Genomic DNA, 19,792 nt, shown 5'->3' with positions numbered 1-19,792 from the left:
TTTTATATGCTTCAATATTGACTAAATATTCCATGTTTGGCAAGGGGGGTGATATACCTTCAAACTATTGATGCCCGCCTTTATCGGCAGTTCGAGAGTTTTTATAATAAAATGGTTAATAAACAAATCCTTTTCTTCTCTCTGGTGAGACTTTATTTGTGAGCATTGTTGGACAATCTATCGCGCTCTTTGTTCTACTGATTGGCGGATTGGTCGGTTTTTTGGTTGCGAATGACGTGCCGATTTTTACCGAAGTTGATCAAACTGTCATTTATGGCGAGTGGGTTGAACAAGGGGTGGCACCCTATGCTGCGGACAAATTTGAAGTTCGTAAAGACGGTATCTATACGAAAGGCGCTCGCACCACAAGCCACTATGAATTCACGGGCCGTAAGTTGATTTATACCGTCGGTAACCATACGTATTTGTATGTTATGGAAGATGACAAAACACTACAAAGAGAAAAACCGTATCACTACAGTACACCTTTCATCAAGGTACGCTGATACGGAGACTGAGTTATTGCAGCTTAATAATTTGCTGGCAACACGCTGAGCAATTCAGTCACGGGTGTTAATCCCAAAGCGACGCGTCGAATGCGATCGGCGACATCATCATTTCCGCCTAAACAGCGTCGAATACTTGAGTTGATCATTTCTTTGCTGCTGCCGTCACTGGCGAGTGTTCGAATCCACTGATATTCGATCGATTCGGGATCTAGCAGTGTTTTACGACCTATTTTCAATTCCATCTCGTACTCCCTTACGAAATCAATGTTTAACTTTTAAGACACTTTCATTACGGATGATTAGAACCAATTTTGATTACAGTAATGTGACAAAATGTTGCAAGCTGAGTGGTGTTGGATATGGATCGCATTCTAAAGGGCACTATAGGTAAGGGTTTTACGGGTTTCATTTGCAGAAAATCTGTGCATCTGTCACCCTCTTTTTATTGTTTTATCTATCAGGATTAACCGTGAATCGCGCACTCTGTGTTGTTGGCATTTCTATACTTTTAGCCGCATGTGCTCGTCCTACTGATCGTGGGCAGCAATATATTGATGGACGCTTTGATGAGGTGCTCAACCCGATTGAGTCAGTCGCGTCTGATCAGCCAAAAGATTACAGTCTGTTTCCCGCTCAACTGGAAAAAGTGGAGTCACTTTCGCCTTCACTGTCTAAACCCAATCAGCCGCTTTATGACAGTGTTAAAGCTTGGCTCAATGAAAGTGGTGAACCAACAGCATTGACTGATTACGGTATTCAGCTAGAACAGATGGGCGGTGGTGATGGCTTCGGCAATGTTATGTTCACTGGCTATTTTTCGCCTGTGATTGAGATGCGCCATCAGCCAGATGTTTTATTTCGCTATCCTGTTTATGCCATGCCTACTTGCGGCGAGTCGTGTCCAACGCGCGAAGAAATCTATAATGGTGCTCTTGAGGGTTTGGGACTTGAACTGGGCTACAGTGCATCACTCATTGATAATTTCATTATGGAAGTACAAGGCAGTGGCTTTATCCATTTTGGTGATACCGATCAATTGGAGTACTTCGCCTACGGTGGGAAAAACGGTCATCCCTATGTCAGCATCGGTAAAGTGCTTATCGAGCGTGGAGAAGTATCGCGAGAGAAAATGTCACTGAAAGCCATTAAAGATTGGGTAGAAGCGAACGATGAAGTCAGTGTGACTGAACTTCTCAATCAAAACCCTTCCTATGTGTTTTTCTTGCCAAGAGCGGCTGACCCCGTCTCAGGTACCGCAGGTATTCCGTTGTTAGCGGGTGCGTCTGTTGCGGCTGACCGTGAATACTTACCAATGGGGAGTGTGCTATTGGCAGAGGTGCCTCAGCTTGATAAAGAAGGCAATTGGAATGGTCAGCATGTGCTGAAGCTTCTGATGGCATTGGATACAGGCGGAGCAGTGAAGAAAAATCACCTCGATCTTTATCATGGTACTGGTGAAGACGCTGGCATTAAAGCTGGGCATCACAAGCACTTTGGTCGTGTTTGGAAGCTAACTAAGCCGCTTACGGTTGAATCGTTATCTGTTAAGTCTCAATAAAACACTTAATTGAAATGGGGCTGGCGTAAGCAATAAAAAAGGCGGGAGTATTTTATACTCCCGCCTTTTTTGATCGTGTAAGCCGTCTTATTTAAGCAGACCTGCTTCTTTGTAGTACTTTGCTGCGCCAGGGTGAAGAGGTGCAGACAGGCCATCTGCAATCATTTCTTCTTTTTTAAGGTTTGCGAACGCTGGGTGCAGACGACGGAAATCATCAAAGTTCTCGAACACAGCTTTCGTTACGTGGTAGATAACTTCTTCTGGTACTTCAGTAGAAGAAACGAAGGTCGCACCTACACCAAAGGTTGCTGTGTCAGCGTCGTTACCGCGGTACATGCCGCCAGGAATAGTCGCCGAACGGTAGTAATCGTTATCGCTAACCAACTTCTGAGCAGCCGTATTGTTTACTTCTACGATGACGCTGTCACATGCAGTGGTTGCTTCTTGGATTGCGCCACTTGGGTGACCCACGGTGTAAACCATGGCATCGATTTTGTTATCACAAAGCGCTTTAGATTGCTCTGCCGCTTTCAACTCGGAAACTTGTTTAAAGTCATCCATTGTCCAACCCATTTCGGTCATCAGCACTTCGATAGTACCGCGCTGACCTGAACCTGGGTTACCGATGTTTACACGTTTGCCCTTCAAGTCATCAAACGTTTTGATGCCCGAGTCAGCGCGTGCAACCACTGTGAACGGTTCTGGGTGAACAGAGAACACGGCACGAAGGTTTTTGTATGGACCTTGTTCAGTGAATTTGCTGCTACCGTTGTAAGCATGGAACTGCCAATCTGATTGGGCGATACCCATGTCAAGCTCGCCAGCACGAATGGTATTGATGTTGTAGATTGAACCGCCAGTTGATTCAACTGAACAACGGATGCCGTGCTCTTTTTTCGATTTGTTGACCAGACGACAAATTGCACCACCAGTTGGGTAGTACACACCAGTGACACCGCCAGTCCCGATTGTTACAAACTGGTTAGCCTGTGCAGGCACGGCGGTTAAAGCAGCTGCAAAGCTCATTGCGGCCAGTGTTGGTTTTAACGCTTTCATGCTTTATTTTCCTTGTCTACGATGTGATTGCTATCGCGGTGCGAGTCCGCTTGTTGTAAAACTGTAACTCCGCTGTAAGATTAAATTATCTGACAGTTGCATTTTAGATCGCAAGAGATATACCTCACGATTCAAAGCTACGAAAGATATTTTTCCTTAAATCTTCCACAGAGTTGATATATAAACCCATGTTTTGAGACAAAACCGTGATTTGCTGGACAAGCTCTGCATTGTTATCCGCATACTGTCCTATTAAATTCATTAGATTATTTTCAAATCCGACCCGAACATCGCCACTCAATGACATTGCTGCACTTAAGCATTGATGCTCATTCTGTCCAAATGCACATGTTGCCCATGAAATACCCTCATCAGACAAACGTTTAATGTCAAAATCGAGCAGATCACGAGGGGCTGACAACATGTCTTTTTTGTACTTTCCTAGTACCAATAGTAGGTGATGTCCGACATTTGGCAAAACCTTGTCATTAACCATCTGAAAGTAAAGGGATAAATCCGCAGCATCATACAAAATGTATTGCACATAGATTTGTCGTTCGGCCAGTTCAAAAAAGAAGCGGCTGGCTTCTTTTTCAAAGCTCGCATTCGGGCGGAGTTCTCGAAGAGCAAGAGAGACAGCTTCGGGATCTGTGCCTCTGACCAATGCCATTTGTTCGCTAGGTTGATACTGGCCTATTGCCTCGGTGGTCTGTTGGATAACTAGCCGGGAATCAAAACGCGCCCGTATTTCTGTTAACCACTCACGGTTCAGCCCCACATCTAATGAATGCTTTCCATGTGCGTCTCGCACGTGCATGTGCGCCATGGCGGCGCCGGCATCAGCGCATTGCGCTAAACATGTGCTCATTTCATCAACAGTTAGGGGGAGTTGGCTGTGTGCATCCTTGCCCCGTCGCGCCCCGTTTGGCGCGACAATAATCGTTCTTCCTGTTTGCACGATATATCCTTATGCGAAGACATTGTCCATGGTGGTGCAGAGTCGGCGTACCAGTTCGTCCATTTCTTGCTCGGAAATAATGAAGGGAGGCGCCAAGAGAATGTGATGTCCGTTAATGCCATCCAGTGTGCCAGCCATGGGATAGCACATTAATCCTTGTTCCATTGCTATTTTCTTCACCTGCTGGTGGAGAGAACGTTCTGGAGAAAAGGGGCTTTTGCTGACTCTGTCTTGCACCAGCTCTAGACCAAGGAACAAGCCCCGCCCTCGAATATCACCGACAAATGGGTGCGTTCCTAATTTTTGCTGTAACTGTTTGACTAAGTATTGACCCTTTTCGGTCACTTCTGCCAGCGTCCCTGATTCTAACGCATCCAAGGTAGCGCAGGCTGCTGCACAGGCCAAAGGATGAGCCATGAAGGTGTGTCCATGTTGAAAGTATCCCGAGCCCTGCGAGATGGCGTCGTAGATTTTGCGGTGGATCATAACGGCACCAATGGGTTGATAACCTGCAGCCAACCCTTTTGCTAGCGTCACGAGATCAGGAATAATATCTTCTTGTTCATATGCATAGTAGGTGCCCGTACGACCACACCCGCACATCACTTCGTCAAGGATCAAAAGTACGCCATATTTGTCGCAGATCTCTCGAATCCTTTTGAAGTAACCTTTTTCAGCGACCAAAGCACCTGCCGTTGCACCGACGACGGGTTCTGCTACAAATGCGATCACGGTTTCAGGCCCGACAGCTAACAACCTTTCCTCGAGTTCGTTGGCGACACGTTGTCCATATTCGAAATGGGTTTCATCCTCTTTTTTATCACGATAGGCGTAACAAGGCGCGATAAGCTCACCGTTTTGTAGCAGTGGTGCGAAGGGCTCTTTTCGCCACATGTTCCCACCTACGCCTAGCGCCCCTAGCGTATTGCCATGATAGCTCTGACGTCTTGCGATAAAACGAGTGCGAGACATCTCGCCTTTTTCAATAAAATATTGTCGCGCCATTTTGAGGGCCGACTCTACCGCCTCCGACCCTCCACTCACGAAGTACACGTGGTTTAGCGGACCAGGCGCTTTGTCAGCTAATCGTTCAGCCAGCTGTTCTGCAACCGGAGAGCTAAAAAATCCAGTATGAGCATATGGAATGGTGTGCAGTTGGTGCTGGATGGCATTTAATACGCCTTGATGGCTGTGCCCGAGGCAAGAGACTGCCGCACCTCCGCAGCCATCGAGATATTGTTTTCCGTTAGCATCAAGAAGAAATACTCCCTCCCCGCCAGAAACTAAAGGAGGGTTTGAGTGACAGTGCCGTTGCAGTATGTGAGTCATTGTGTTTATTTCGCCGCATTTTAGATGAAGTTGAGCCGTTTACTCACTTCAGTATTAGCGGGTTGGAAATTGTACGGCAAACGATATAAATTCAGAGGGTATGCTAAAAATTCATAGCTAGGCCGAGAGAAATCAAAATGACGATGCCAATTCCGCCCATGAAAACCTTGCGCACCTTTACAGTGGTTGCACAAACTTTGAGTTTTTCGAAGGCGGCAAAGCGACTTAATCTGACGCAAAGCGCGATCAGCAAGCAGATAAGTCATTTGGAAGAGTTAATGGGGTGCTCATTGTTCGAGCGAAGTGGTGGCCGCGTTGAGCTGACAGAAGCGGGTCGTCGTTATTTACCTTCCGTTGTCGAAGCGTTGGAAAATTTGCAGCATGCTACGTCAACAGTGATGCAATCATCGGAGACCAAAAGCCATGTTGAAATATCCGTACCTCCTTCATTGGCCAGTATGTGGTTAATTCCCAGACTGACGGCTTTTCGCGCACAGAATCCCAACATCGAACTTACCGTAAAAGCAAGTGTGACGTCTGATGCTCAGAATCTTTATCAAAGTGATATTGCAATTCATTGTTTACCGCTTTCAACCCAAGAAGAAGATGCTGAGTTGCTCATTCGCGAAAAGTTGAGGTTAGTGATTCATCCTGACCAAATGTCGCAAGATGTAATGGAGATTACTGATCTCTTATCGCTCCCTTCTATCAGTCATATTACTCGCCCTCAGATATGGAATCAGTTCTGGCACCACCATGCTGTTGCGCCAACTGGGCCAATTTATGGTACAGGGTTTGAACATTTCTACATGGCATTGGAAGCAGTCAGATATCAACAGGGAATGGCGTTGATCCCTGGTTTTTTAGTGCGAGATTACTTGAAGCAGGGGGTGGTGATTAATCCATTGTCGTTGCGATTTGATAGCCCCTATGGCTATTTTTTGTTTAGCCATGGGTACAAGCGAAGGCTTGGTCCAGTGAAGCAAGTCATCGATTGGTTTAAGCAAGAAATTATTCGCCCCATTAGCTAATCAACAATAGGGACACGCTCCCAGATAGCATGGACATTTTGGCGTCAAACGCGTATAAACCGCACTTTATAATCACCACCCAAACACTGAGCGATTTAGTATGACCACAACATCACCAGCATCAGAAAGCTACCAGCAACGCTTTGGTGGCACACGCCGTTTATATGGCGTGACCGAGCTTGAGATTTTAAGGCAATCTCACGTTTGTGTGATTGGGATTGGTGGTGTCGGCTCATGGGCGGTGGAAGCGCTGGTGCGCAGTGGCATTGGTGCACTGACGTTGATTGATATGGATGATATCTGTGTGACTAACATCAACCGTCAGATCCATGCCATGGCAGGAACAATCGGACAGAGTAAAATTGAGGTGATGGCAGAGCGTGTTCGTGCCATTAATCCAGATTGTCAGGTTAATCTGATTGATGATTTTATTTCCGAAGAAAACATCCCAGAATACATCACTAAAGATTTTGATTACGTGCTTGATGCTATTGATAGCATTAAACCAAAAACTGCGCTTCTGGCTTACTGTAAGCGTAATAAAATCAAAATTATCACGGTAGGTGGTGCAGGTGGTCAAATAGATCCGACGCAAATCCAAGTGGCAGATTTGACGAAAACCATACAAGATCCGCTTGCAGCAAAATTGCGAAATAATTTACGTCGTTTCCATAATTTCACGAAGACCAAAGGACGAAAGTTTGGTATTGATTGCGTGTTCTCGACAGAACAGCTTAAGTACCCGCAGCCAGATGGCAGTGTTTGTGAAACTAAAGCGACTGCTGAAGGGCCAAAGCGAATGGATTGTGCCAGTGGATTTGGCGCAGCAACGATGGTGACAGCGACTTTTGGTTTTGTGGCGGTTTCACGCATTATTGCCAAGCTAACAGCAAAGAAAATGGCTGAATAAATAAGCCTTGAAATACCCTGTGCACCAAAGACAAAAAAAGCCGCATTGCGGCCTTTTGGTTTTAAGCGAGCGTTAGCTTATGCTTCTACTTTGGAGCGCGGCTTTTTGGCTTGAGGCTCGGGTTTCGCTGCAACAGGCAACACCTGCTTCACGTAATCTCCCGGCGCAACAGTTAGAACAGGGAAGTTATCAGAACCTGCTTGATACGGTTCGACCTTCTCTTTCGGACTGTAAGCTTCTAACCATTTATCCCAATGCAACCACCACGACCCTGTGTTGTGTTTCGCTGAATCAAACCACTCATCAGCTGATTCACACAGTTCATCGTTAACCCAAAAACCATACTTTTCTTTTGCTGGGTGATTCACAATACCTGCAATGTGGCCAGATTCACCGAGTACAAAAGTTTTGTTACCGCTCATGTTTAACGCGCCACGATAAGTGCCTTGCCACAGAGCAATATGGTCTTCTTTTGCCGAGATAAAGTAAGTTGGGATTTTGATTTTACTCAAATCAATCCAGACTCCACCCACTTTGACACCTTTATCTTCAATCAGACGATTGTTGAGATAAAGCTCGCGCAGCAAAAAGTTATGTGTTGTTGCGGCGACATTGGTGCTGTCGCTGTTCCAGTATAGGAGGTCGAAATCGACAGGGCTGTTGCCCTTGAGGTAGTTGTCGACATAGTAGTTCCAGTACAGGCTGTTTTCGCGAAGTAAGCTGAAGGTGACACTCAAAGAGCGACCATCCATGTATCCGCGAGAATTGTTTTGTAACTCAATAGCACTGACTAAACTTTCGTTGATGTAAGCGCCGACTTCACCAGGCTGCGCAAAATCGAGCAGTGTAGTGAAAAATGAGGCTGACTTGATGCGAGCCTTCATGCGCTTAGCCGAATAGTAGGCTATGGTCGATGCCAATACTGTACCGCCAATGCAATAACCAGCAGCGTTGATTTGCGACTGACCGGTGATGTCTTCTATCGCGCTAACGGCTTTCACTACACCTTCGGTGATGTAATCTCCGAATTCAACATCACGCTGCTCAATACCTGGGTTGCGCCAAGACATCATAAATACGGTGTGGCCTTGTTCTACCAGCCAGCGCATCATTGAATTCTTCTCACGAAGATCCAAAATGTAGTATTTGTTGATAAAAGGCGGAACGATTAACAGTGGCGTTGCATTCACTGTTTCGGTCATTGGGCGGTACTGAATGAGCTCAAACAATTCATTTTTGTAAACGACATCACCCGGCGTGTTGGCCACATCTTCACCAATGCGGAAGGCATTGGTATTGGTCATGCGTACTTTTAAAATGTCAGAGCTTGATTCGATATCTTCTTGGAGCTGTTGAAGGCCTTTCACCAAGTTCTCACCTTTTTTTTCTAAGGTGAGCTTAAGCAATTCTGGGTTTGTGCCCACGAAGTTGCTAGGTGACATCGCGTTAATCGCTTGGCGAGAGAAAAACGTCAGACGCTCTTTCGCTTTCTCATCTAAGCCTTCAACTGCGTTGATTGTTTCCAAATAGGTGCGGCCAAATAATAGGTATGATTGCTTGATGAAATTGTAGAATTTTTCATCCTGCCAGCTTTCATCTTGGAATCGTTTGTCGTCTTTTTCTGGCGATACAATATTGGTTTGGTTGGCTTCTAGTGCAACGTTTTGCCAAATTTGCATTTGCTGTTCCCACCACTGCATTTGAATTTGCAGCATTGCGGCGGGTTGACTTGAAGCGCCCTCAAGAAGCTTTGCAGTATCTTGCATGCTCTGCTCTTGCATCGCTTTATTTAAGGGGGTATCTACGGCTGCCTTGCCTTGCTCAACATCCTTACACCATTTCTGGTTACTCTCTTGGAGTTTTACAAGGTAGTCCGAGAAGAAGTTCTGATACATGTGTAAACCCTCTTGATCGGAAACAACCCACCCTCGAAAAGAGGATGGGTTGACGACCTAGTTTAAGCTGGAGTAGCTGCTTTCACGTTATCAGCAGTCAGTTGCTCGAGATCCTCTTTGAACTCTTTGGCGATAGATTGCAGCTTGTTGCTGTCATCCATCATTTGCTGAGAGAGTTTCGTCATCGCTGCCATTTGCTGGCCACCAAATGCAGTCATAGACGTTACATCGGTAACGCTGCTAGCGGCTTTAACTTGTGACAAACCCATGTCGCCGTATGTGCGAACAGCGGTCAGCTGAAGCTCGGTTAGGGTTTCAACATTTTTAGCCAGCAGTTTGTTGAATTTCACGTAAGGTGCCAGTGCTTTTTCAGTTTGCTCTGAGAATGTTTTGAACATATCTGTGTACATGGTGTATCTCCTGAGTGTATTAATTAGATCCAAGGGGGTTTTGTTTAAACCGTCTTAGCTGTCAGCACGTTTGACGACCACTGCCGTCCCCATGCCGCCACCGATACAGAGCGAAGCAACACCGTATGTGCCTTCGCGTTTTTCCAACTCGTGGATCAGGGAAACCAAAACACGGTTACCTGATGCGCCGAGAGGGTGACCCAATGCAATTGCGCCACCGTTAACGTTTGCCTTTTCCAAAATCGCTTCTGGACTTACGTTATGTGTGTCAGCCAATTGGTGGACAACACCTAGGGCCTGAGCGGCAAAGGCTTCGTTGAGTTCAAACAGATCCATATCGGAAATCGAGAGCTCTGCTTTTTTCAGAGCTTCGGTTACAGCACCCACTGGGCCTAAGCCCATTATTTTAGGATCTAACCCAACTTGCGCGTAGCTGGTAATTTCTGCTAATGGCTTCAATCCCAGGCGTTTAACTGCAGCTTCAGAGGCAACAATTACCGCGCTGGCACCATCGTTCAGACCTGATGCATTACCCGCAGTGACAGAACCTTCACGGTTAAATGCCGGGCGCAATTTCGCCAGACCTTCTTGCGTGCAGTCTGATTTAGGGTATTCATCAGTATCAAAAGAAACAGTTTGACGTCGTTGCTTCACTTCAACCGGTACGATTTCATCTTTGAATCGTCCCGCTTCAATCGCAGCAACCGCTTTTTGTTGGCTTTGTTGAGCGTAAGCATCTTGTTGCTCGCGGCTTAGGCCGACGAGTTCTGCAACATTCTCTGCTGTTACACCCATGTGGAATTGGTTGAATACATCAGTCAGACCATCGTTGATAAGAAGATCTTTTAAACCGATGTCACCCATTTTTTGGCCGCCGCGCAAAGAGCCCGATGCAGCAAATGGGATTTGAGACATGTTCTCTACACCAGCAGCGACAACCACTTCGGCATCACCACAACGGATGTGAGCGACAGCATCCATGACAGCTTTCATGCCACTTCCGCATACCATGTTAATGGCGTAAGCGGGAACTGTTTCAGGCAGCCCAGCAAAGATAGCAGCTTGGCGACCAATACCCATGCCTTGACCTGCGCTAACAACGTTGCCAAGGATGACTTCATTGACAGCATCTGGTGCGATATTACCGGCTGCTAATGCGCCTTTGATAGCAACGGCGGCAAGTTGGCCTGCTGGTGTGTCTTTCAGTGAGCCAGTGAATGCGCCAATCGCCGTGCGTTTGGCGGCAACGATATACACTTTTTCCATGTTAACTCTTTCCTTTTTTAGAGCACGTACAACGAGTGAATACGTGAACCTTAGTGCATGTATAAACCGCCATTGACTGACAGCGTTTCCCCGGTGATATAGGCACCTGCATCACTAGCAAGATATGCCACTGCTTCCGCAATTTCTTCTGGACGAGCCAGACGCTTCATTGGAATCTCACTTTTGATAGATTCGAGCACTTCTTCTCGCATCGCTTCTACCATTGGGGTTGCTGTGTAGCCAGGGACACGACGTTTGCCGTTACGCCATATCTCGCACCTTCCATTGCCAATGCTTTCGTAAAACCAATCATGCCGGCTTTCGCAGCAGAGTAGTTGGTTTGACCAAATTGACCTTTCAGTCCATTAACTGAGGAGATGTTGACGACGCGACAACCGCCTTTTTCACACATTGCAGCAAAAAGAGGTTGAGTAACATTGAACAGGCTGTTCAGGTTGGTATCGATAACTGTGCGCCAGTTTTCGGCTGCCATTTTTTTGAAAAGACCATCTCGGGTGATACCCGCGTTGTTAACCACAACGTCGATAGTGCCTTCTTCAGATAGCAAGAGCGGGAGACGTTCTGCACACTCTTCTGTGTTTGTAACGTCTAGTTCGAAAAGGCGCACTTGGTCAGATGTGAATTTCTTCTCATCGAACCATTGTTCGGCACACTGCAGGTTTCCGGTGAAGTAGGTAGCAATAACACGATAGCCCTGACTTACCAGTTTCTCTGTGATCGCTGAGCCGATACCACCTTTTGATCCGGTGATGAGCGCGAGTTTCTTCATTGATGACTCCATTCTTAACAACAAGCAATTGAAACATGACCCCTGTAACTGCATCTGGAAGTCCAAAAATACAGGCACCGTTAATTATCTAGTATTAGCGCGTAAGGGTTGAAACCAGTGAAACTCAACTAATTTCGGTAGTACTTTAAATTATTATTATGATGGTTTTGTGACCACTGAGTTCAAAGATATACAATCTTTTGAGTAAGGCAAAAGGAATGGAGGGAGAATTAGCAAAACAAGATCTAGATCCACAATAAACGACCAAAAGTTAACGGGGTGTTAACTCTTGGTTTTCGGTTGGATCTATTTGATTTTAATCTGGGTAAAATGCTTATTTTTTATGAGAGAGACACCTAATTATTTAGATTTTCAATAATGGCGTGTGCCGAGTAAAGAATAAGCAAACTTAGTAAAGGAATAAAAGCTGAAATACGCAACTTCAATGTCGGGATTATTGACTGAGGTCTCAGCATTAAAAAGTGTAATGTACGGTAAGGTGGTCAGTTAACGTTTTGAATTGATGAAGGGATTTGTGTTGATCTTGGGCATTATATTCGCTGAATTTGCTCTACTATTGCACGAACTCCGTTGTTTCGAGATGGGCTAAGATGATCTAATAAATTCATTTTTTCGAAGTACTCCTCAAAATTAAATGCCACTAGATCTTCACGGGTTTTTCCTTCAACGGCTGCTACTACTATTGTTAACAAACCTTTTACAATGCGTGCATCGGAATCTGCGGCAAAATGATAGAGGTTGTTTTCAATTCTCCAAACTAGCCAGACTTTGCTTTCACAGCCGGGGATTGGCATGCTTTCTGACTTTAGCTGTTCATCTAAATTAGGTAGTTGCTTACCCAGTTGAATAATTAGACGATATTTGTCTTCCCAGCTACGGCATTTTTCCATTCTTTCAGTGATATGTGCAGCAGTAATGTCTGTACCAAAAGGGTGTGCTGGAAATGTAGTCATAGTCATCATTATTTCTTAGAGTAAATCACAAGCTTTTTGAATGGCGGTGATGCAGTGTTTAATATCATCAGAGGTATTGTATAAGGCGATAGAAATTCGTACACACCCGCTGATGCCAAGTGCATCCATTAAGGGATGCGCGCAATGTTGTCCAGAGCGTATGGCGATGCCCTGTTGGTCAAGCAAGGTTGCAATATCAGAGTGATGTACACCATCGATATGGAACGCCACCACGCTCGCTCCTGCTTGGAGGCCAATAATCGACAGATCTTCAATATTTTTAATGCCATCAACCAGTTGCGCTTGAAGTGATGCAATGTGCTTTTCTGCGCCATCACGATCGACGCCATTTAACCACGTAATGGCTTCAGCCAATGCTAGAGCCCCAGCGACGTTTGGCGTACCTGCTTCAAATTTGGCGGGAGACCTTGTATAGGTCGTCCCTTCAAAAGAGACGTTTTCCACCATCTTCCCACCGCCGTGCCAGGGGGGCATTGCCTCCAACATGGCGGGTTTGCCATAAAGCGCACCAATGCCTGCGGGGGCAAACAATTTGTGGCCGGAAAATACATAGAAATCCGCGTCCATTTCTTTGACGTTGATGCGCTCATGCACGATAGCTTGTGCACCATCTACCACTACGATTGCCCCGAGGCCGTGTGCCTTTTTTATGATGGCTTCTATGGGATTTCGTGTGCCCGTTACGTTGCTGATATGGGCCACTGCGACTAATTTTGTGCGAGGGTTGAGCAGTGAATCGAACACCGACATATCAAGCTGGCAGTGAACGGGTTCTATTGGCCATTTGACGATTTTTGCGCCAGTTTGTTCTGCAACGATTTGCCACGGGACAATATTGGCATGGTGTTCCATTTCACTGATCAGGATCTCATCGCCTTCTTTGAGTATTTGTCTTGCGTAGCTTTGTGCGATGAGATTCAACGCTTCGGTTGCGCCGCGGGTCCAAACCATACCGTCGACAGATGCACCGATGAAATCAGCAACCGTTTGTCTGGCCGATTCAAAGCGCTGTGTCGCCGATGCGGTTAAAGAGTGGGAGCCACGGTGAACGTTAGCGTTAGCGCCAGAGTAATAATCGCTGATGCATTTAATGACAGACAACGGCTTTTGTGAGGTGGCAGCACTGTCAAGATAGACCAGAGGTTGTCCATTAACGCACTGATCCAGCGATGGGAAATCGCAGCGGATGGCTTCAACATTAAAAGGGCGAGTTGTCATTATCTGGGCGTCACGTTATTGAATGGGATACAGGGTGTTGATGATCGCTTTTCTATGTCGTTAACTCAAGAGAAAGTGTTTGATGCTCTCTGCTTGAGCAATAAGATGGATTGATTGCCACCAGTGAAATTTGAGCAAAAAAAAAGCACCGAGTGAAATGCTCGGTGCGATGAAAAACTATTTCATAGTAAGGTGTAAAAATACGGTATGTATTCAAAGGTAGATGTGACTACCGAGACTCGGCTGAGGCCGAAATATGCAAACACAACATCGCAACCACAATATAAAACGCACGTAGGGAACGTTTATCTCATGGCGCACGCAAACTATAGGTTTTCTCTGGTGACTGAACAATGGACATTTTATAATGTTCTACATTAGAAAAACTTATTCATGAGGGCGAGAAATGGCCAGACGTCTACCACCCCTTAATTCTCTTCGAGTGTTTGAAACAGCAGCGCGGCACTTAAGCTTCACGCGTGCAGCAGAAGAGTTGTTCGTCACCCAAGCTGCGGTGAGTCATCAGATAAAGGCATTAGAAGAGTTTCTTGGTTTAAAGCTATTTAGGCGCCGTAATCGATCCTTGCTACTCACTGAGGAAGGGCAAAGTTACTTCCTCGATATTAAAGATATTTTTGTGTCACTGGCGGATGCCACTGACAGAGTATTAGAGCGCGGGGCGAAAGGGGCATTGACGATCAGTTTACCGCCTAGCTTTGCCATTCAATGGCTAGTGCCGCGTTTATCGGATTTTAATCAGGCTCATCCTGAAATTGATGTGCGGATTAAAGCCGTTGATTTAGAAGAGGGCTCATTGACTGATGATGTCGATGTCGCCATTTACTATGGTCGCGGAAACTGGCCCGGTTTGCGCTGTGATGAGTTATACCCTGAGTTTCTCTTGCCAGTGTGCAGCCCTGCTGTGTTTCATAGCGAAAAGCCGTTGAACACGCTGGAAGACCTCAAATACCACACCTTGCTTCATGACCGTTCACGTAAAGATTGGACAGCTTATGCAAAGTACTATCAGATTACTGATATTAATCTTAACTATGGTCCCATTTTTAGCCATTCAGCAATGGTGTTGCAGGCTGCAGCGCTTGGGCAAGGGATCGCCTTGAGTAATAACGTGCTCGCGCAACCTGAGCTTGAATCTGGGCGCTTGGTGTGTCCGTTCGAACATTTTCTGATGAGCAAAAATGCTTTTTATTTAGTCAGTCAGCAAAGAGATGCTGATTCAGGAAGAATTACGGCATTCCGTGATTGGGTTTTAGCAAAAGCCGCGGCAGAACAGGAGAGTATTTCTGCATGAACAATGTCGTCATTAATGGACCAGAGCACGCTGACGTGACCTTTATTTTTGCCCATGGTGCTGGCGCAGATATGAACCACGACTTTATGGCGGATGTGGCGGGAAAAATCGCTGAGCATGGCATTCGCGTTGTGAGATTCAACTTCCCGTATATGGTTAAACGTGCAGAGGATGGGAAACGACGTCCCCCAGACAGAGCGCCAAAGTTACTGGAGGCTTTCAATGAAGTCATTGACGTCTTTGGTTCAGACAAGACTTTCATCGGGGGCAAGTCGATGGGAGGGCGTATGGCAAGCCATTTAGCCGAGCGGGATGATGTTAAAGGTATCGTATGTCTTGGTTTTCCGTTTCACCCACCCGGTAAGCCCGAGAAGGACAAAGGTGAGCATCTCTCGACAATCGCCAAACCCACGCTCATTTTGCAGGGGGAACGCGATACGTTTGGTAACCGTGTAGAGCTCGAAAACTATCCGCTATCCGAAAAAGTGACCGTGATCTTCGTGCCTGATGGCGACCATAGCATGAAGCCGCGTAAAGTATCGGGACACACTGAAGCGAGCAACCGCCAATTGGCGGCAGATAAAACTGCCGAATTTGTATTGGGGGCTGGTTGATGAAGGGGAACAAATTTGCGGCCGTTGGCTGTCTTTTCGCTGCGATGGCTGTGGCGTTGGGGGCTTTTGCTGCGCATGGATTGAAATCACAGATCACGCCCTATGCGCTCTCAATTATTGAAAAGGGCGTTCAGTATCAGCTCTGGCATGCGCTGGCACTTATCGTATTGGGTCTTTGGTTGAAGGTTGCACCGCAGCGATTACTGGTTATTGCTGGTGGTTTTATCGTGGTGGGCATTCTTTGTTTTAGTGGAAGTTTGTATGGTCTAGCACTGATGGATTGGCGATGGCTGTGGCCTGTCACGCCTATTGGCGGCATGAGTTTATTGATTGGCTGGGGGCTGGCTGCGTGGTCGTTATGGCGACAAACGAGTTAGGTGCGCTGAATCACGTTTTCTGAGGTATAATTGCGCGTTATTTTTACCACGGCATTTAAAGGCATCGTGTGAATCAGATTTTATTGTATTGCCGTCAAGGCTTTGAAAAAGAATGTGCAGGTGAGATTCAAGACAAAGCGACAGCTGCAGGCGTTTACGGCTTTCCTCGCGTAGAGAAAAATGCAGGCTATGTGTTGTTTGAATGCTATCAGCAAGGCGATGCAGAGAAATTGCTTCAAACGCTTCCTCTGAAGTCGCTCATTTTTGCACGTCAGATGTTTGCTGTTATTGAGCAACTGTCCGATCTCGATCCAGGTGACCGTATTTCACCGATCTTGGCGTTAGGTGGTGAGTTACCAAAATGTGGTGATCTGCGTGTTGAAACACCGGACACTAACCAAGGTAAAGACTTGCTTAAATTCTGCCGTAAGTTCACGGTTCCGCTTCGTCAAGCATTGCGTAAACGCGGTGTTTTGCTGGCGAAAGAAAACCTTAAGCAACCTGCGCTACATATCTACTTTACCGCACCAGGTTGTTGCTATGTGGGTTATTCACTGAGCAACAACAACTCGCCACATTTCATGGGAATTCATCGTTTGAAATTCCCTGCTGATGCGCCAAGTCGTTCAACGCTCAAACTAGAAGAAGCATTTCACGCATTTATCCCGCGTAATGACTGGGATGAGCGAATTGCTCCGGGGATGAGGGCGGTTGACCTGGGCGCGTGTCCGGGGGGCTGGACGTATCAATTAGTGAAACGTTCTATGTTCGTCCATGCCGTAGACAATGGCGCGATGGCAGAAAGTCTTATGGAAACGGGTCAGGTTAAATACCATGCTGCGGATGGGTTCAAGTTTGAGCCGCCACGTAAAAACGTAACATGGCTGGTTTGTGACATGATCGAAAAGCCGTATCGCGTTGCGCAATTAATGGGTGAATGGATCATTGAACGTTGGGCCAAAGAGGCCATTTTCAACTTGAAGCTGCCGATGAATCGACGCTACGAACAAGTGAAAGAAGACATTGATAACTTGAAAAAGTTTTTGATTCAAAACGGCGTGAAGTTTGAAATTCAAGCTAAGCACCTGTATCACGATCGTGAAGAAGTGACGGTACACCTTCGTCGACTAGACTGATGCGACGTCGAAAAAGCACACAATGAAACGGCAGCCAAATGGCTGCCGTTTCATTATTCATGCGCGGTGACACTTACTCATGCTTAACCGGAGTGATGTTAGTTCGATGACAAACTGTGTTGTGAAAAGCGGATTAAGCGTCAGGTGTGTAGCGAATATCTTGAAGATTAAAGCCGAGCGTAATATCGGTTTTTAACGTCGCTACTTGTTTGCAGCGCTGTGCTAAATCTTCATTCCCGTCCAATTTCTTCTGCCATTTAGGCTCAATATCATCTGCGGCGAACAACTGCTCTAACGTGTTATATCGCTGAAGCAAAGTAGCCGCAGTTTTCGGGCCAATACCTGGTACACCCGACACTCCGCTGGAGCTAATTCCAACCAATCCCCAGTAGTCGACAAGCTGGCGAGGCTGCACGGTGAACTCCTTTTCAATAAAAGGACTGTCTAACCAGCGCTGCTGAAAATAATCGCGAATACGCAGTGTGGGTTGGAGCAACTGGCAATAGCCTTTGTCGGTCGAGACAATTGTGATTTGTCCCTTTCTGCTCGCAACTTTCACCGCGAGTGTGGCAATCATGTCGTCTGCTTCATCACCAGATGAGAGCAGTGAGTCAATACCCATGTCCCAGAAGGCATCCTGAATTTTGTTTAAGCCATCGTGAAGGGGCTCTGGCATGGGTTTTCGCCCTTGCTTATACTCAGGGATCAGCTCTGCACGCCAACCTCTGTCTTGCTCTGCATGATCGAATACCGCAACCATGTGCGTAGGCTCGGACGATTTGATGATTTTCTTCAGTGCACGGCAGCAGACCAGCGCAGCGCCGTCGATATCGTTCGGATCCGGTTGGGCGGCATGAACGCGTCGGATAAGATTCATTGCATCAATGATGACGAGATGAATAGACATGAATGGTGTGTCCGCTAAATTAGAATGGCCCAATAGGGCCATTCTAATTGCTTGAGAGATAAATGAAAGGCTAACCGTTTCTATCCGTTACCTTTGCCTTGCACTATCTCATAGCAAGGGACATAAGCAGTTCCGGGCAATTTCATACGTTGCTGCTCAACAAAACCGCGTAGAAGCTTATCCATTTTCTTCATTAAGACGGCATCACCATTAATTTTAAATGGGCCGTTACGTTCAATTTCACGAATACCCTCTTCTTTCACATTACCCGCGACGATGCCAGAGAAGGCTTGACGCAATGCGGATGCCAGCAATTCAGGACGCTGATTCATGTGCAGATCGAGGTTCGCCATGTTTTCATGGTTGGGTTCAAAAGGCAGCTGGAATTCCGGTGCAATTTTTAGAGACCAGTTGAACGAGTACGCATCGCCAGTGGATTTACGGTGCTCTTTCACCGCAGGCATACCTTGCTTGATGATGCGAGCTGCTTTAGCTGGGTCGCCGACGACAATTTGATAGTACTTAGTGGCTTCTTCACCAATAACATCACGAACAAATTCATCAATGACACGGAAGTAACTTTCACTTTCTTTTGGTCCTGTTAGTACGACAGGCATAGGCTGATCAACATTGTCAGGATGCATTAAAATACCCAGCAAGTAGAGTAGCTCTTCCGCCGTACCAGCGCCGCCGGGGAAAATGACAATTGCATGCCCCACACGAACAAACGCTTCGAGGCGTTTCTCGATATCAGGCATGATGACCAGTTCATTGACGATGGGGTTCGGTGGCTCGGCGGCAATGATCGAAGGCTCGGTTAACCCCAAGAAACGACTGCCGGTGACACGCTGCTTAGCATGGCCAATAGCAGCACCTTTCATTGGTCCTTCCATTGCACCAGGGCCGCAGCCAGTACAAATATTGAGTTCGCGTAGGCCAAGCTCGTGGCCAACTTCACGGGTGTATTGATATTCAATCGGGTTGATGGAGTGTCCGCCCCAACAGACCACAAGATTAGGATCGCGCCCCGGAACCATTGCTTTTGCGTTGCGTAGAATATCGAAAATCAGATTGGTAATGTGGTTTGAGTTAGTGAGATTAAATATCTTCGCATGTTCGAGCTGCACGTTGACGTGAATGATATCGCGCAACACCGAAAACATGTGCTCTTGGATGCCCCGAATGATTTTCCCATCGACAAACGCATGATCGGGTGGGTTCACCAATTCAAGCTTCACCCCTCGTTCACGACGCATGACGCGGATGTCGAACGTTTTGTATTGCTCAAGCAATTCTTTCGAGCTATCGGTATGGCTGCCCGAATTGAGTACCGCTAATGAGCAGTTGCGGTAGAGGCGATACAAATCGCTCTTTGCTGTGTCTTTGAGTCTGTCGACCTCAAGTTGAGAGAGTAGATCCATTGCCCCGACTGGGCTGATATGAGTGATCATAGTCACCTCCTGTGCGAAGAAAACACACTGTACAACGTTGAGAGGCGTTTTTTTACACCAACTCAATCAA

Annotated in this window: 19 protein-coding genes and 1 pseudogene; 8 read left to right on the top strand and 12 right to left on the bottom strand. The window is 46.5% G+C overall.

Annotated elements, in window-relative coordinates; genetic code table 11:
- Positions 1 to 158: 158 nt before the first annotated feature.
- Positions 159 to 506 carry a DUF2850 domain-containing protein gene (locus AC3CIC_RS12915; RefSeq protein WP_016959385.1) on the top strand — a complete coding sequence of 116 codons (348 nt, stop codon included), beginning with the start codon at positions 159 to 161 and terminating at the stop codon, positions 504 to 506.
- A gap of 23 nt (positions 507 to 529) precedes the next feature.
- Here the strand turns inward: AC3CIC_RS12915 and AC3CIC_RS12910 are convergent, their stop codons facing one another.
- Positions 530 to 751 carry a hypothetical protein gene (locus AC3CIC_RS12910; protein ID WP_016959386.1) on the bottom strand — a complete coding sequence of 74 codons (222 nt, stop codon included), beginning with the start codon at positions 749 to 751 and terminating at the stop codon, positions 530 to 532.
- 227 nt (positions 752 to 978) lie between these two features.
- On the opposite strand from AC3CIC_RS12910, the gene mltA reads away from it, so the two are divergent.
- Positions 979 to 2,067: a murein transglycosylase A gene (gene mltA, locus AC3CIC_RS12905; RefSeq protein WP_488514808.1), complete on the top strand. Its 1,089-nt coding sequence runs from the start codon at positions 979 to 981 to the stop codon at positions 2,065 to 2,067.
- A gap of 87 nt (positions 2,068 to 2,154) precedes the next feature.
- Here the strand turns inward: mltA and AC3CIC_RS12900 are convergent, their stop codons facing one another.
- The 3 genes from AC3CIC_RS12900 to AC3CIC_RS12890 all read right to left on the bottom strand — a co-directional run bounded on the left by AC3CIC_RS12900 (position 2,155) and on the right by AC3CIC_RS12890 (position 5,410).
- Complete coding sequence (locus AC3CIC_RS12900; protein WP_488514807.1) at positions 2,155 to 3,123, bottom strand: TAXI family TRAP transporter solute-binding subunit; 969 nt, start codon at positions 3,121 to 3,123, stop codon at positions 2,155 to 2,157.
- 124 nt (positions 3,124 to 3,247) lie between these two features.
- Positions 3,248 to 4,081, bottom strand: coding sequence for a beta-keto acid cleavage family enzyme (locus AC3CIC_RS12895; protein WP_016959389.1), 834 nt, complete (start codon positions 4,079 to 4,081; stop codon positions 3,248 to 3,250).
- Positions 4,082 to 4,090: 9 nt separating this feature from the next.
- Entirely contained in the window at positions 4,091 to 5,410 is a 1,320-nt protein-coding gene (locus tag AC3CIC_RS12890) for an aspartate aminotransferase family protein (protein WP_488514806.1), read from the bottom strand.
- 137 nt (positions 5,411 to 5,547) lie between these two features.
- Between AC3CIC_RS12890 and AC3CIC_RS12885 the strand changes: the two genes are divergently transcribed.
- Both AC3CIC_RS12885 and tcdA read left to right on the top strand, forming a co-directional pair.
- On the top strand, positions 5,548 to 6,441 hold the full coding sequence (locus tag AC3CIC_RS12885; RefSeq protein ID WP_394213178.1) for a LysR family transcriptional regulator: 894 nt from the start codon (positions 5,548 to 5,550) through the stop codon (positions 6,439 to 6,441).
- Positions 6,442 to 6,541: 100 nt separating this feature from the next.
- A complete protein-coding gene (gene tcdA, locus AC3CIC_RS12880) occupies positions 6,542 to 7,351 on the top strand; it encodes a tRNA cyclic N6-threonylcarbamoyladenosine(37) synthase TcdA (protein ID WP_488514805.1) in 810 nt (269 codons plus the stop codon).
- A 77-nt stretch (positions 7,352 to 7,428) separates the two neighbouring features.
- Here the strand turns inward: tcdA and phaC are convergent, their stop codons facing one another.
- The 6 genes and pseudogenes from phaC to AC3CIC_RS12850 all read right to left on the bottom strand — a co-directional run bounded on the left by phaC (position 7,429) and on the right by AC3CIC_RS12850 (position 13,925).
- Positions 7,429 to 9,246: a class I poly(R)-hydroxyalkanoic acid synthase gene (phaC, locus tag AC3CIC_RS12875; RefSeq protein WP_394213176.1), complete on the bottom strand. Its 1,818-nt coding sequence runs from the start codon at positions 9,244 to 9,246 to the stop codon at positions 7,429 to 7,431.
- A 62-nt stretch (positions 9,247 to 9,308) separates the two neighbouring features.
- Entirely contained in the window at positions 9,309 to 9,656 is a 348-nt protein-coding gene (locus tag AC3CIC_RS12870; RefSeq protein ID WP_017007583.1) for a phasin family protein, read from the bottom strand.
- Between the two features lie 54 nt (positions 9,657 to 9,710).
- Positions 9,711 to 10,922: an acetyl-CoA C-acetyltransferase gene (locus AC3CIC_RS12865; RefSeq protein WP_017004488.1), complete on the bottom strand. Its 1,212-nt coding sequence runs from the start codon at positions 10,920 to 10,922 to the stop codon at positions 9,711 to 9,713.
- Between the two features lie 50 nt (positions 10,923 to 10,972).
- Positions 10,973 to 11,712: pseudogene (locus AC3CIC_RS12860) on the bottom strand (SDR family oxidoreductase).
- A 551-nt stretch (positions 11,713 to 12,263) separates the two neighbouring features.
- Positions 12,264 to 12,686, bottom strand: coding sequence for a cysteine desulfurase sulfur acceptor subunit CsdE (gene csdE / locus AC3CIC_RS12855; RefSeq protein ID WP_488514804.1), 423 nt, complete (start codon positions 12,684 to 12,686; stop codon positions 12,264 to 12,266).
- Positions 12,687 to 12,701: 15 nt separating this feature from the next.
- The gene (locus tag AC3CIC_RS12850) at positions 12,702 to 13,925 is read right to left on the bottom strand and encodes an aminotransferase class V-fold PLP-dependent enzyme (protein ID WP_488514803.1); all 1,224 of its coding nucleotides are present in this window, start codon (positions 13,923 to 13,925) and stop codon (positions 12,702 to 12,704) included.
- A gap of 406 nt (positions 13,926 to 14,331) precedes the next feature.
- On the opposite strand from AC3CIC_RS12850, the gene AC3CIC_RS12845 reads away from it, so the two are divergent.
- From AC3CIC_RS12845 to rlmM, 4 genes are all read left to right on the top strand, one after another.
- Entirely contained in the window at positions 14,332 to 15,237 is a 906-nt protein-coding gene (locus AC3CIC_RS12845) for a transcriptional regulator GcvA (protein WP_016959399.1), read from the top strand.
- Positions 15,234 to 15,851, top strand: a complete 618-nt coding sequence (locus AC3CIC_RS12840) for an alpha/beta fold hydrolase (protein WP_488514802.1) — start codon at positions 15,234 to 15,236, stop codon at positions 15,849 to 15,851. The genes AC3CIC_RS12845 and AC3CIC_RS12840 overlap by 4 nt, the downstream gene beginning before the upstream one ends.
- On the top strand, positions 15,851 to 16,228 hold the full coding sequence (locus tag AC3CIC_RS12835) for a DUF423 domain-containing protein (protein ID WP_488514801.1): 378 nt from the start codon (positions 15,851 to 15,853) through the stop codon (positions 16,226 to 16,228). The genes AC3CIC_RS12840 and AC3CIC_RS12835 overlap by 1 nt, the downstream gene beginning before the upstream one ends.
- A 68-nt stretch (positions 16,229 to 16,296) precedes the next feature.
- Positions 16,297 to 17,364: a 23S rRNA (cytidine(2498)-2'-O)-methyltransferase RlmM gene (gene rlmM, locus AC3CIC_RS12830; RefSeq protein ID WP_488514800.1), complete on the top strand. Its 1,068-nt coding sequence runs from the start codon at positions 16,297 to 16,299 to the stop codon at positions 17,362 to 17,364.
- 133 nt (positions 17,365 to 17,497) lie between these two features.
- Here rlmM and xni read toward each other — a convergent pair whose 3' ends face one another.
- Positions 17,498 to 18,271, bottom strand: a complete 774-nt coding sequence (gene xni / locus AC3CIC_RS12825) for a flap endonuclease Xni (protein ID WP_488514799.1) — start codon at positions 18,269 to 18,271, stop codon at positions 17,498 to 17,500.
- Positions 18,272 to 18,351: 80 nt separating this feature from the next.
- Entirely contained in the window at positions 18,352 to 19,722 is a 1,371-nt protein-coding gene (ppnN, locus tag AC3CIC_RS12820; RefSeq protein WP_016959404.1) for a nucleotide 5'-monophosphate nucleosidase PpnN, read from the bottom strand.
- Positions 19,723 to 19,792 lie beyond the last annotated feature (70 nt).

The sequence above is a fragment of the Enterovibrio sp. QJM3NY_24 genome, from assembly GCF_057786035.1.
The sequence above is the reverse complement of the archived record's forward strand: the minus strand, read 5'-3'. Positions and strand labels throughout refer to the sequence as shown.